The organism is Williamsia sp., from assembly GCF_016462415.1.
Classification (GTDB): domain Bacteria; phylum Actinomycetota; class Actinomycetes; order Mycobacteriales; family Mycobacteriaceae; genus Williamsia_A.
Window position 1 is genome coordinate 3,340 of record NZ_JAEMTF010000101.1, and the last position, 13,094, is coordinate 16,433.

General features: G+C 69.3%; 10 protein-coding genes and 1 pseudogene. 5 read left to right on the forward strand and 6 right to left on the reverse strand.

Annotated features, from left to right (window positions below; all coding sequences use genetic code 11):
* Window positions 1-2: 2 nt before the first annotated feature.
* Window positions 3-911, reverse strand: a complete 909-nt coding sequence (locus JHC79_RS19070) for a manganese catalase family protein (RefSeq protein WP_296393788.1) — start codon at window positions 909-911, stop codon at window positions 3-5.
* 478 nt (window positions 912-1,389) lie between these two features.
* Here JHC79_RS19070 and JHC79_RS19075 point away from each other — a divergent pair, with 478 nt between their 5' ends.
* A complete protein-coding gene (locus JHC79_RS19075; RefSeq protein ID WP_296393790.1) occupies window positions 1,390-2,892 on the forward strand; it encodes an FAD-dependent oxidoreductase in 1,503 nt (500 codons plus the stop codon).
* A 1-nt stretch (window position 2,893) separates the two neighbouring features.
* On the opposite strand, the gene JHC79_RS19080 is transcribed toward JHC79_RS19075, so the two are convergent.
* Both JHC79_RS19080 and JHC79_RS19085 read right to left on the reverse strand, forming a co-directional pair.
* Complete coding sequence (locus tag JHC79_RS19080) at window positions 2,894-3,610, reverse strand: GAF and ANTAR domain-containing protein (RefSeq protein WP_296393792.1); 717 nt, start codon at window positions 3,608-3,610, stop codon at window positions 2,894-2,896.
* Window positions 3,611-3,724: 114 nt separating this feature from the next.
* Window positions 3,725-4,903, reverse strand: coding sequence for a zinc-dependent alcohol dehydrogenase (locus JHC79_RS19085; protein ID WP_296393793.1), 1,179 nt, complete (start codon window positions 4,901-4,903; stop codon window positions 3,725-3,727).
* 318 nt (window positions 4,904-5,221) lie between these two features.
* Here JHC79_RS19085 and JHC79_RS19090 point away from each other — a divergent pair, with 318 nt between their 5' ends.
* Window positions 5,222-5,692 carry a hypothetical protein gene (locus JHC79_RS19090; protein WP_296393795.1) on the forward strand — a complete coding sequence of 157 codons (471 nt, stop codon included), beginning with the start codon at window positions 5,222-5,224 and terminating at the stop codon, window positions 5,690-5,692.
* A gap of 31 nt (window positions 5,693-5,723) precedes the next feature.
* On the opposite strand, the gene JHC79_RS19095 is transcribed toward JHC79_RS19090, so the two are convergent.
* From JHC79_RS19095 to JHC79_RS19105, 3 genes are all read right to left on the reverse strand, one after another.
* The gene (locus JHC79_RS19095) at window positions 5,724-6,158 is read right to left on the reverse strand and encodes a hypothetical protein (protein WP_296393797.1); all 435 of its coding nucleotides are present in this window, start codon (window positions 6,156-6,158) and stop codon (window positions 5,724-5,726) included.
* Window positions 6,151-7,314 (reverse strand): DICT sensory domain-containing protein, encoded by a 1,164-nt coding sequence (locus JHC79_RS19100; RefSeq protein WP_296393800.1) that lies wholly within the window; start codon window positions 7,312-7,314, stop codon window positions 6,151-6,153. The genes JHC79_RS19095 and JHC79_RS19100 overlap by 8 nt, the downstream gene beginning before the upstream one ends.
* Before the next feature lie 214 nt (window positions 7,315-7,528).
* A complete protein-coding gene (locus JHC79_RS19105; protein ID WP_296393802.1) occupies window positions 7,529-8,992 on the reverse strand; it encodes a CCA tRNA nucleotidyltransferase in 1,464 nt (487 codons plus the stop codon).
* A 95-nt stretch (window positions 8,993-9,087) separates the two neighbouring features.
* Between JHC79_RS19105 and JHC79_RS19110 the strand changes: the two genes are divergently transcribed.
* The 3 genes and pseudogenes from JHC79_RS19110 to JHC79_RS19120 all read left to right on the forward strand — a co-directional run.
* Complete coding sequence (locus JHC79_RS19110) at window positions 9,088-10,224, forward strand: NUDIX hydrolase (RefSeq protein ID WP_296393804.1); 1,137 nt, start codon at window positions 9,088-9,090, stop codon at window positions 10,222-10,224.
* Entirely contained in the window at window positions 10,214-12,766 is a 2,553-nt protein-coding gene (locus tag JHC79_RS19115) for a DUF6049 family protein (protein WP_296393806.1), read from the forward strand. Before JHC79_RS19110 ends, JHC79_RS19115 begins: the two co-directional genes overlap by 11 nt.
* A pseudogene (locus JHC79_RS19120) lies at window positions 12,759-13,094 on the forward strand (hypothetical protein); the annotation flags it as partial. The gene JHC79_RS19115 and the pseudogene JHC79_RS19120, both read left to right, overlap by 8 nt.

The following is a 13,094-nucleotide window of genomic DNA, read 5'->3' on the forward strand; positions in this document are numbered from 1 at the left end:
GATCAGCTGGTGGGGTCCACGGCGTCCTTGATCTTCCCGACGACACCCTTCTCGGTGGCGAAGGCGGCGGAACGGGGTTCACCCATCGCGCCGTCGTAGGTCGCGTACAACTTGGGATCCGGCGGCGGCCCGGCCTGCACGTTGCCCAGCGGTTCCGGGTTCGCCAGGAATCCGTTCTGGTGGATGCCGTCCGGCGCGGTCCCGTGGGCCCATCGGCCCTTGTCCGCGTCGGCGCCGTCGGACAGATGCCACAGGCTGGTCGCGTGCTCGGCGAACTCCTCGTCGAACAGGTCGTTGGGGACGATGGTGTCCTCGATACCGTCGGCCTTGAGCTCCTCGATCGCGGCGAGCCAGAGGTTCTGGTGGTAGGTGTCGCGGGCCAGGTTGAACCGCAGCATGGCCTTGACGCCCGGATCGTCGGTCATGTGGAACAGTCGCGCGGTCTGCAGACGGCCCTGCGACTCCAGGGAGACGTTGGATCGGAAGTCCGCCAACAGGTTCCCGCTCGCGACGATGTTGCCGCCGCTCCAGGGGACACCGTTGCTGTTGGCGAGCAGCGCGCCGCCACCGGAGACGATGGCCTGCTGGGGGTCCATCCCGCCCATGACCGCCGCGACGACCGGATCACCCATCGCGTTCTTGGTCGACTCGGTGGCCGGTGCGCCCTCGAGCAACCGCGCGACCATGGTCGCGATCATCTCCACGTGGCCGATCTCCTCGGTCGCCACGTCCATGATCAGGTCCTTGTACTTGCCCTTCATGCGGCAGTTCCAGCCCTGGAAGAGGTACTGCATGGTCACGGTCATCTCGCCGAAGGTGCCGCCGATCAGCTCCTGGAGCTTGCGGGCGTAGACGGGGTCCGGGTTCTCGGGTGCGATGTCGAACTGCATGTGATCGGTATGACGAAACATGGATGCCTGCTCTCACTGATGATGGAAGCGCGTGCCGACGAATCGTTTGCGGAGACGGGTTCGTCGGCGCGGCTGAGTGATTGAGAGTTGCCTGGGCGTGGACCCGACGAATCGAGTGAGTGCGTCGGAGTTGAGCACCGCTGACCACGCAGAGAAGCGCGGTCCGACCAGGAATGGGATTGATCACGGCGAGGATGCTGCACCGCGGCGGTGGAATCGACTCACCGGCCACGCTCACAGTAGCGCGTCGGGGACGAGATGCGAAGGTCTGGCCGAATATCGTCTTCTGGCAGTGGATTTGAGGTACAGCACGCCCGGGTGACCGCGTGACCCGTGTCCAGCCGCCCATAGTGGGGTACAACTGGGACGAGGGACGACACGGCCAGCCCCGCCACACGCCGTTCCCGGTGCGACGCCTTCGATACATCTGGCTCGCACGCCGACGCCGCCGGCCCGCGGCCATCGAAGGAACGACTCCATGACAAGTGTGTGGCTCGAGAACGACCGATTCGAACATCGGACGCCGCTGCCCGCGGGCGAGAGATTCGACCACGTGATCGTCGGTGCAGGCATCACCGGGCTGGTCACCGCGGTGCTGCTGGCCCGCGCGGGAGCACGGGTCGCGGTGCTCGAGGCGAGACACATCGGCGGCGGTACGACGGGAAGCACCACCGCCAAGGTGTCGCTGCTGCAGGGCAGCCGCTTGAGCACCCTGGCCGACAAGCACGGCGCCGACACCCTGAGGCAGTACGTCGACGCCAACCGCATCGGTATGGACTGGTTGCTCGACTTCTGCGCGACCGCGTCGGTGTCCGTTGATCGTGAATCGGCGATCACCTATGCCACAACCGATTCGGGGGCGGAGACCGTGCGCTCCGAGCACCGCCTGGCACGCGAGGCCGGGCTCGACGCGCGGATGACCACCACGTCAGAGCTGCCTTTCGCGACCATCGCCGCGGTGGAGTTGGCCGATCAGGCCCAGCTCGATCCCATGCCGCTGCTCCACGCGCTCAGCGCCGAGTTGCGCGCCCTGGGCGGGATCGTGGTGGAGGGCGCGCGGGTCACCGGGGTCGGATGGGCCGGACTCCGCTCGACGGTCGGGGTGCGGACCAATCGAGGCGAGATCACCGCGGGGACCGTCGTGCTGGCCACCGGGACGCCCATCCTCGACCGCGGTGCCTTCTTCAGCCGTCTCACCGCCCAGCGTTCGTACGTGGGCACGTTCGATGTCGGCGACCGCGCTCCCTCCGGGATGTACCTGGCGGCAGACTCACCGACGGTGTCGATCCGATATGTACGGCGGCCGGGCACGGGCGACGAGCCCGGGCGCCGCGTTCTCATGGTCGGCGGCTTCGGACACGAGGTGGCACGCGGCGGATCCGAGCGCAGTCACGTGCAGGAGCTGTTCGCCTGGACGCGTCGCAACTATCCCGACGCGGTCCTCGAGAACCGTTGGTCGGCACAGGATTACAGTTCCATCGACGAGCTCCCCTACGTCGGCCCGCTGCTGCCGGGGGAGAACCGCATCCAGGTCGCCACCGGGTTCGCGAAATGGGGCATGACCAATGGCGTTGCGGCCGCCCTGGCCGTATCCGAGCACCTGCTGGGCACCGGTGACACGTGGGCCGACACCCTGCGCACCTGGCGCCCGTCGGAACTGCGCGCGCTGCCCACCGCGGCGAAGACCAACGCCTCCGTGGGTCTGCACATGACGCGCGGGTGGACCCGCGCCGTGCTGTCCGGGCCGTCCGATCCCGGCGAGGGGGAGGGCGTGGTGTTCCGTCGCGGACTCCGTCCGGTCGGCCGGTGCACCGTCGACGGCCAGACGTCGACTGTCTCACCCATCTGCACACACCTCTACGGGATCCTCGACTGGAACGACGCCGAGAAATCCTGGGACTGTTCGTTGCACGGGTCGCGGTTCACCGCCACCGGTCAGGTGATCGAGGGCCCGGCGACCGAAGCGCTGGGTCAGCTCTGAGTCAACGCGGGGCGCGCAGGGGGTGGTCGGCCTCGATGAGTTGGCTGGCGAGGTCGTAGACCGCCACGTTCGCATCCTGGGAGAGCTTGCGGAGCAGTTCCCACGCCTGCAGGGCGTCGATCGAGAACCGCTCCATGATCATGCCCTTGGCCTGCCCGATGGTGTCGCGGCTGGCCAGAGCGCTGGCGAACTGCACCTCACGCCGGGCACTGAACAACGCCAGGGCCGCGTGGGTGGCGACGGCGAGGCCCACTTCCTCGGCCTCCGCGCCGAACGCCTGCGGCTCCGTGCTGTGCACGTTGAGAGCGCCCATCGCGCTGTCGCTGCGGTAGAGCTGGAACGAGACGGTCGAACCGATGGCCGTCTGGGCTCGCGCCGCCGAGGTGTAGGCGGGCCAGCGTTCCTCGGTCGCGTAATCGGGCACCCGCACGATGTGCTGTGTCCATTCCGAGGCGGCCTGCAGACAGGGACCTTGTGCGGTCGCGGTCTGGATCTGGTCGATGAGCAGGGCCATCTCGTCCGTCGGCGCCACCGTGGTGATCGCCTTGCGTGCGACCAACGTGATCGCGCACGACTGCGCGCCGGGAATCTGCTCGACGGCGCTCGCCGTCGCCGATCCGAGGAGTTCGTTCTCGTCCCGGGACGACTGCGCCGCGAGTTCCCGGGCCATGGCGGCCATCAAGGAGTGGCGGGTGGCGATGTCGGGGCTGGTGGCCACCGTGGCCTCCTCAAGGTTGGCCGTACGAGGGATGGGGTCTGTTGACCCCATCCGTCGCCGCCACCGTAGCACCGATGAGGCTCAACGGTTTCCGCTCGAAAACCTACCCCCAGCTCAGGGTTTCAGGATGATCTTCACCGCGCCGTCCTCCTTCTTCTGGAAGATCTCGTAGGCGTGCGGGGCCTGCTCGAGCGGGAGCTCGTGCGTGGCAAAGGAATCAACACCCAGCGGGTCGTCGTCGCCCAGCAGCGGCATGATGTCCGGAACCCACCTCTTGACGTTTGCCTGCCCCATCCGGAGCTGGATCTGCTTGTCGAACATCGTCAGCAGGGGCAGCGGGTCGGCCATCCCGCCGTAGACACCGATGAGTGAGATCGTCCCACCACGACGGACGATGTCGATTGCCGAGAGCAGCGCACCGAGGCGATCCACACCAGCGGTCTGCAACATCGGTTTGGCGACGGCATCAGGGAGGATGCTCGTGACCTGCTGGAGCAGTTTGGCTGTCGGCGACCCGTGCGCCTCCATGCCCACCGCGTCGATGACCGAATCGGTTCCGCGCCCGCCGGTCAACGACCGGATCTCCGCACCGAGGTCGTCGACCGCGTCGAGGTCGACCACCTCGATGCCGCGGACCCGCGCGCGGTCCAGGCGTTCGGGGACGCGGTCGACAGCGATCACCCGATGACCCCGGTGCTGGGCGATACGGGCGGCCATGTCGCCGATCGGACCGAGGCCCAGAACGGTGACCGATCCACCGTCGGGAACGGCCGCGTACTCAACCGACTGCCACGCCGTCGGCAGCACGTCGGACAGATACACGAAGCGTGAGTCGGCCGGTCCCTCCGGGACCTTGATGTGGGTGAACTGCGCCTGGGGAACCCGAAGGTACTCGGCCTGACCACCGGGGACCGCCCCGTACAACGACGAGAACCCGAACAGGGCTGCGCCCATCCCCTGATCGCGGACTTGCGTTGTCTCACACTGGGTGTAGAGCGAGGAGTCGCACATGTAGCAGGAGCCACAGGAGATCTGGAAGGGGATGACCACCCGGTCACCGACCTTGAGATCACCGGTCTGCGAACCGACCTCCTCGACCACGCCCATCGGCTCGTGCCCCAGGATGTCGCCGGGTGTCATGAACGCACCCAGGACCTCATAGAGATGCAGGTCGGAGCCGCAGATGTTCGTCGACGTGACCTTGATGATCGCGTCGGTCGGCTGCTCGATCCTCGGATCGGGCACCTCGTCGACACTGACCTTTCGCTTGCCCTGCCATGTGACTGCGCGCATGAGTTCCACCTTCCTGGTTCACGTCAATGCGTGGGATGTGCCCGATCTCGCGAATGATGAACAGATTCCACGCATTTGGTGTGGGACCCGACGCGGACCTCAGATGTCGACGCGTCCGTCGGTAGGCGCTGACGTCGTGACACAACCACGACCATCGATCGTGGGGTGACCGCAGCTGGAGAGCTCAACCTGGCCGTCTATACCCATCCACTGTGCCACGAAGCGACGCGCGACCGCCACCGTTCACGCTCTACACTCGACTCCTGCTGATCAGGTGCAGCCCCCGCCCGATCCGACGAACGACGAAGGGGTCTCACCATGGACATGGCATCGCAGACGTCCGCTCTCTACATGCGGACCCACCTCATCGGGGCCAGTGGCGGTCTACAACTCGCACGCCTCGTCGCAGGCGATCCCTGGACCGCGGGCGCGATCGACCATCTCCCGGCCGAACTCGAGGAGGAGATGGCGTTTGTGCGAGAACGGGTGGAGGAGCTGAGCGGCCACCGGGAGAGCTGGCTGGGTGCCGTGGTCGGCCTCGGCAGCGGGGTACGCGGCGTGGCCGGTGTACTGCGCGTGACCCGTGGGCGCTTTCGTCGGGTCGCCGCGCTGGAGGCGATGCGTTCTCTGCTGCTGGCGAAGAAGGCGATGTGGGAACTCGGTATGGAGGGTCGTGTCGACTTCGGGCCCGGCACCGCCCGATGTGCGGAGCTGAACGATCAGGCCGCCCGTCAGGCCACCGAACTCCAGGCTCTGCACCAGCGCGCGGCGGATGAGGCCTTCTCCTGAGAGCGATGCCCGATCGGGCCGCACACGGGCGCTAGGGACGCGCCTCGTGGCCCGAACGGCCGTGCGTGCGACGGGATTCCTTCATCTCGGATTCGAAGACGTGGCGACGTCCGTCGAGAAGGTCGGTGCGCGTGCGCTTCTCGAATTCCTTGACGGTGGCGTAGTAGCCGTCGTCGAACTCCTCGACGAGCTGGAACGTCCATCGTCCCGGAAAGGTGTTGAGCCCCACGATCTCCGTGCGCAACCGTTGCGCCAGCTCGGTGTGGCCCGCTTCGTCCAACGCGTCGGCGGCGTCGCCGAAGGCCAGGTCGGCGTGTCCGGACATCTGGTGCGCCTCGTACAGGTGACCACGAACGCGTTCGACCCACTCCAGGGCCTCGGTCACTGCGCCGACGGCCTTCACCGTCTCGTCGGTGGCACCGTCTGGTCGACGGTGCTCGTCGTCGGCAGGCAGTTCGTCACGCAAAGGTGAACCTGCTCAGGATCGAGTGCACCGCCTGCGTGACGGTGAGCCGCTCGTAGCTCTGCACGAAGTCGAAGGTTCGTTCCATGTCCGGGCCCTCGTCGTGCAGATCGCGCGCGGCGAGCAGGGCGCAGAAGTGGGGGCTGAGCACGGCGACGTTCCACTCGTTGACGATGTCGTCGGACTCGTCGAGCGGCGCGTGGATCACATTGCCGTCGATCATCGGCGCCAGACCCACTCCGTAGACACCGGCGAGACCTGCGGTGTCGGCCAGTTGCCTCCATCGCACGGACGTCTGCGTCGTGAAGTTGCGCGCGTGTTGGAAGGTACCGAGCACGATCACCGCGCCGCCGGCGGCAGCGGCCTGTGCCTCGAGCGCCTTGCTCATCTCGATCAGCAGTCGCTTCGTGCCGCGGCGCGGCTGATGCCCGGCCGAACCGATGCGATACGGCGTGGTGGTGTCGGCGGCCGGGGTCGACCAGACCGGCGCATCCGGCAACGGGACCACGGTCTCGTCGGCGAACGACGCGGGGTCCTCGACAGGGGGGTAGAGGGCACCGAGTCCGTAGGCGGCGCCGATCGTCTGAGCCGAGAGCCGCAGCGCCTCGGTGTCGACGCCCTCGGCGATGACCACGGCGTGGCTGCGCTCGACGTGCGCGGCGAGTGCATGGGCCAGGCGAGCCATGGCGGGCTCGGTGGTCCTCGTGAGCAATTCCGGTCCGGTGACGATGATGTCGGGCTCGATCAGCGACAGCATCGTCACGGCGTACTCGCTGACCCCGAACCCGTCGACACAGATGATCCGACCGGCACGGCGGGCCGCATCGATCCGGGCCAGGGTGCGCTGGGGGTCGGCCAACATCTCGTCGGGCTGGACCGAGACCGCGAGACGCTCGAGCGAGTTCTCCAGGTCTGCCTGATCGACGGACGCGAGATCGACCATCACGAGCAGTGGCAGGACGTCGGCGATCATCTGGGCGGTGCCAGAGGCGGCGAAGGTGAACTTGTGGCGATCGAGTGCGCGTTCCTGCTGCATCATCCGCGCCGCGCGCCGCAGCGACTCGGCGGTTCCGAGCGCGGACCCCGACGGGCCTCGGACCTGCAGCTCCGCTCCCGCCAGTGCGCCGTCGGTGAGTCGCCGGATCGGCGCGAACTGCATGGAGACCTCCAACGCCCCGACGAGTGAGTCCTCGTCCGGGGAAGTGCGAACAGGGCTTGATTCGGTGGAGATACGCCTCACCTCATCCATCGAGAGCGGAAGGGCAGGTCCGAGATACTGGTCATGATGGGTCCCGTCTGGGAGAACGCGTCGGACAGCAGAGGCGTTCGCACATGCGATCGCCCGAGGCCGCTGCTGGACCGAGACCTCCAGCTTAGCCCGAAGTCTTTTCGCGGCTCCACCAGTCGAGGAGCGCCGCCTCGGCCTCGTCCCGGTCGAGCGGTCCGCGGTCGAGTCGGAGTTCCTTCAGGAAACGCCAGGCGCGACCCACGAGGGGCCCCGCCGGGATGTCGAGCAGTTCCATGATCGCGTTGCCGTCGAGGTCCGGCCGGACCCGCTGCAGGTCCTCCTGCGCAGCCAGCTCGGCGATCCTGCGTTCGAGGTCGTCGTAGTTGCCCTGCAACCGCGCCGCGCGCCGCTTGTTGCGGGTCGTGCAGTCCGCCCGGACCAACTTGTTGAGTCGGGGGAGTAGGTCGCCGGCGTCGGTGACGTAGCGCCGCACCGCCGAATCGGTCCACCGGCCCTCGTCGTAACCGTGGAACCGCAGGTGCAGGAACACCAGGTTCGCGACGTCCTCGATCACCGACTTCGGGTACTTGAGCGCCTTCATGCGCTTGCGCACCATCTTGGCCCCGACCACCTCGTGGTGGTGGAAGCTGACGCCGCCGTCCGGCTCGTGCCGACGGGTCGCCGGCTTGCCGATGTCGTGCAGCAGCGCCGCCCACCGCAGGATCAGGTCCGGATCGGCCTCCTCGAGGTCGACGGCCTGCTGCAACACGGTCAGCGAGTGCCAGTAGACGTCCTTGTGCTGATGGTGTTCGTCGATGGCGAGCTTCATCCCGGGGATCTCCGGGAGCACCCGCTGGGCGAGCCCGGTCTCCACCAACGCGTCGACCCCGTCGACCGGATGGTCGCCGAGGATCAGCTTGTCGAGTTCGGCGGCGACGCGCTCCACGGTGATCCGGTCGATGGCGTCGACCATCTCGGTGATCGCGATGATCACCCGGGGCGCCGGGACGAAGCCGAGCTGGGAGACGAACCGGACCGCGCGCAGCATCCGCAACGGGTCGTCGGTGAACGAGGTCTCCGGGGCGGCCGGGGTGTCGATGACGCCGGCCAGTAGATCCGTCATGCCGTCGAGCGGGTCGACGAACTCCTGCGCGCCGTCGGCGCCGATCCGGACGGCCATCGCGTTGATGGTGAAGTCGCGGCGGATCAGGTCCTCGTCGAGGGTGTCGCCGAAACGCACCTCCGGGTTCCGGGACACCTGGTCGTAGGTGTCGGCGCGGAACGTGGTGATCTCGATGTGCTGACCGTCGCGGACCGCACTGACCGTGCCGTAGGCGATCCCGGTGTCCCAGGTGTGCTCCGCCCATCCCCGCAGGATCGCCTGCACCTGCTCGGGTCGGGCGTCGGTGGTGAAGTCGAGGTCGGAACCCAGCCGGCCCAGTACCGCGTCGCGGACCGACCCACCGACGAGATAGAGGGAGAAGCCACGCTCGGCGAACCGGGCGCCCAGGGGGTCGAGAACCCCCGACAGCTGCCGCAACGACACCGCGGCGGCGGCCAGCAACCGGGTGCGGCGCTCGTCTGAGGAGTCCTCCCGCGTTGCTGTCACGGGGTCAGAGCCTACCCAGTACACCTCGGACATCGAGCCCCTGACCCGCGCCGGGGTTGCGGAAACCGGGGGTTGACAACGGCTAGCATCGTGGGGTGTCAGCCGAACCCTCCGAGCCGAAACGCGACGTCGCGGGACGTCCGCGGCGTCGGCGCGGCAATCGGCGGGGCGGGAAACGACGTGGCGGGCCCGGCGCCGGACAGCCCGGGACGACCGCGGCCACGGCGGTCGGGGACGCCGCACCCGCCACCCTCGACACCTCAGATGCACAGGCACCGACCACCGGTCCCGCCCCGACCGAGGGCAGCCGGACCGGCAGCCGCCGAGGACGTCGCGGCCGCAGGCGCAAGCCCAGCAGGCCCACTGCCGACAATCCCGACGCCGCCGCCTCGGTCGCGAACACCGACGGCGGCGACTCGCCGGTCGCGGTCAAGCCGTCCGACCTCAACGCCATCAATCGCACCGCCGGGCACGGCGGACGCAGTGCCCGGGGTGCCGCACGCGCGACGCCCACCAAGAACGCCAGCGTCCCCAAGACCAACCCCCGACTGCGCACCGTGCGCGAGACGTCGGCGGGTGGGCTGATCGTCTCCGGCATCGACGGTCCGGACCGGGAGCGCTGCGCTGCGCTCATCGGTCGGGTGGACCGACGCGGTCGGATGATGTGGTCGCTTCCCAAGGGCCACATCGAGACCGGGGAGACCGCGGAGCAGACCGCGGTACGCGAGGTCGCCGAGGAGACCGGGATCGAGGGCAACGTCGTCGCCTCGCTCGGCAAGATCGAGTACTGGTTCGTCAGCGAGGGCAAGCGGATCCACAAGACCGTGCACCACTACCTGATGCGGTCCACCGGTGGTGAGTTGTCCGACGCCGACTACGAGGTCGCCGAGGTCGCCTGGGTGCCGCTCGCCGAGCTCCCGCAGCGTCTGACCTACTCCGACGAACGCCGCCTGGCCCGCACGGCCGAGGAGGTCATCGCCGACCTGGCCGACGACCCCGAGCGGCTGGCGCGGTCGGAGGCCGACAGCGCCCGTACCGAGCCCAACGAGTACGAGAAGGCCGCCGCCGCCCGCAACCAGCGTCGCAACGATGCCCCGAAGCCCGCCCGCGCCCGCCGACGCCGGCGTGGTCCGCGGCGCGGGGCGGGCGCACCGACGGAAGCGGCCGACGTCGCACACCCCGAGCACGTGGAGTCCCCGCGCGAGCGGACCGCCCACGACGGTGACGAATGATCTCGACCGGATGATCTCGACACGGCCGCGCGACGCCCGGCGATCGCGCCGTCACCGTCTGTCCCGATGGGCCGCGGTGCTGGGGGTGTTCGGGCTCGTGCTGACCACGATGCTCGCCGGTCCGCTACCGGGCGCACTCGCCCCGGCGACCGCGGCACCGTTCCCCGAACCGGCCGAGTTCGTCAACGTGTCCGTCGACTCGGTGAGTCCCTCGGCGGTCACGACCAGCAGTCCGACCACCGTGACGGTGCGGGGCACGCTGAACAACGTCGGCGACCGGCCCGTCACCGACCTCGTGATGCGGGTGCAACGCGGCGAGCGACTCGCATCGGGTCCCGAACTGCGGACGTCGTTGATCCGTGATCCGGCCCAGTACGAGACCGCCACCCGGTTCACCCAGGTGGGGACGAAGCTCGACCCGGGACAGAGCCGCCCGTTCTCGCTGACCGTCCCGCTGACCGGTGACGCCGCCACGCCCGGCCTCGGGGTCGACAGCCCAGGGATCTACCCGATCCTGGTCAATCTCAACGGAACCCCCGACTACGGCACTCCCGCCCGTCTCGACGACTCGCGGACCCTGCTGACGGTGCTCGGGTTACCGCCTGACCCGGCCCGCGCCCAGGACGGCGACCTCGCCGACGCGGCCGCGAACACGCAGCCGTCGGGAGCGGACGGGTCGGTCGCGCCGACCGTGTCGTCCCCGGCGCAGCTCACGCTGATGTGGCCCCTGGCGGCACCGGGACAACTCGCACCCGGGATCACCGGCGGCGGAGACGAACCCGTCCGCCTCATCAGCGACGACCTCGCCACCTCGCTGCGGCAGGGCGGACGACTCAACGGACTGCTGACCACCCTCGACGACGCCACCGCGAGCCCGGACGCCCCGGTCACGCGCAGCACCTGTCTCGCCGTCGACCCCGACCTGCTCATCACCGTGCAGGCCATGACGTCGGGGTACGAGGTGTCCCGCGACCCCACCGATCCGCGGTCGGACACCCGGGAGGGCACCGGGTCCGCCGCGGCCCAGGACTGGTTGGCGCGCCTGCGCACCATGGCATCGCGCCTGTGCGTGGTGGCGCTGCCGTTCGCGCAGGCCGACCTCGACACCCTCGCCCGGGTCAACGACCCCGAACTGACCCGCACCGCGGTCCGCTCGCCCGCCGACATCGTCGACACCATCCTGGGCGTCACCAGCGTGCGGGGACTCGCCATCCCGATCAGCGGGGCACTCGACGACACCGCCGCGCGCCTGCTGACCAACTCCGACATCGGTCACGCGCTCGTCGCCTCCACCGCGGTGGCCCGCGAGCAGGGGTCGGCGAACGGCCAGTACCGGGCGGACGCCCTCGCCGTGCAGACCTACGACCCGGCCGTCACGACCGCGTTGGCCGGCATGGGCGCCGCCCCGAGCACCCCCGCCATCACCGCCGACGACCAGCGATTCGACCTCGACACCGAGTCGCAGGTGAGCCGACGTGCCGCGGCCACCGCCGCGCTGAGCTACGCCGCGATCGCCCCCACCGGCGACGCGACCACCCAACGCACCGGCGGCGAACCCGACGACCCGACGGTCGGTCGCAGCGACGTGATCATGCCGCCCGCGGTGTGGTCGGCCTCGGCCGACGACGCGCGGGCGGTGCTGTCCACGACGGCCCTGCTGATGGACTCCGGGCTGGCCGCACCCCGACCCCTCGGCGACGTCAACTCACAACTCGATCAGGCCGGGGTCTCCGGCGCGCTGCGGGTCCCGTTGAACACGACCCTGGGACTCACCACGCTCGATGCCGACACCACCATGTTGCTCAGCCGCTCGGCCGGACTGATCTTCCAACTCGAGGCATCGATGGTCGCGCGCAGCGACCTCGCGATCTCGCCGCGCACCTACGTGGCGCCCCTCGACGAGGACCTCATCCGCGCCATGCGCTCGGCCCCCGTCGACTCCACCTCGGATCGCCGCGCCGTGGTGGCCACCGCCGTCGCCCGGGTCCGCGCCGTGGACAGGACGCTCGACCGGATGCGCGACGCGGTCAGCATCCTCGACCCCGGCGGTCGGTACACGTTGGCCTCCGAGCGCAGCCCGCTCCTGCTGGTGGTCCGCAACGACCTCCCGCTGCCGATCCGGGTGCGCCTCGACACGGCCGCGCCGCAGAACCTCGACATCGGCGATGTCGGGGTCATCGAGATCCCGCCGCGGGGCACCCGACAGATCCAACTGCCGACGCAGGCGAAGTCCTCGGCGACGATGACCGTCAACATCGCGCTGGTGACGTCCAGCGGTGTCGCGATGGGCAGTCCGATCGACTTGTCAGTACATTCCAACGCATATGGAAAAGCCCTGTTCATCATCACGATCTGCGCCGGCGTCGCGTTGGTGCTGCTCGCGGGCCGACGGCTCTGGCACCGATTCCGTGGGAAACCGGACCCGGCCGACCTGGACCGGCCCGAACCCGACGAGCGCGATCGCCTGATGGCCGACAGCCGCTACCTGCATCAACAGGACACCCCGGTTCCGCCGAGGCGGGGATCGACCGGCGATGACTGACCGCCCGGACGAACCGGCGAACGGCGAACCGGACCGCCGCCGTGACACCGCCGACGGACCGCCCACGGGTGGCCGCGCGGCACCGCGTCGAATCCCACCCACACCGGGCCGCGGCATCCCCGGCGGCGCACCGTCGGACCGGTTGCCACCGGTACCGGGTGCACCCGACGACACCCTGCGCAACCGCCGGTCGGGTGGACGCCCGCGTCCGTCAAGCGACCTACCCCCGCGTCGGCCGCCGAGTCCGAACGCACGTCGTTTCGCCGACACCCCACCCGGCTACGTCCCCCCGCCGGTCTCGCGCCCGCTGCCGACCACGCCCCCGCGG

Excerpts from the sequence above, each read along its gene's own strand:
- JHC79_RS19070 (WP_296393788.1), bottom strand. The coding sequence starts at position 911 with ATGTTTCGTCATACCGATCACATGCAGTTCGACATCGCACCCGAGAAC.
- JHC79_RS19075 (WP_296393790.1), top strand. The coding sequence starts at position 1,390 with ATGACAAGTGTGTGGCTCGAGAACGACCGATTCGAACATCGGACGCCG.
- JHC79_RS19085 (WP_296393793.1), bottom strand. The coding sequence starts at position 4,903 with ATGCGCGCAGTCACATGGCAGGGCAAGCGAAAGGTCAGTGTCGACGAG.
- JHC79_RS19090 (WP_296393795.1), top strand. The coding sequence starts at position 5,222 with ATGGACATGGCATCGCAGACGTCCGCTCTCTACATGCGGACCCACCTC.
- JHC79_RS19100 (WP_296393800.1), bottom strand. The coding sequence starts at position 7,314 with ATGCAGTTCGCGCCGATCCGGCGACTCACCGACGGCGCACTGGCGGGA.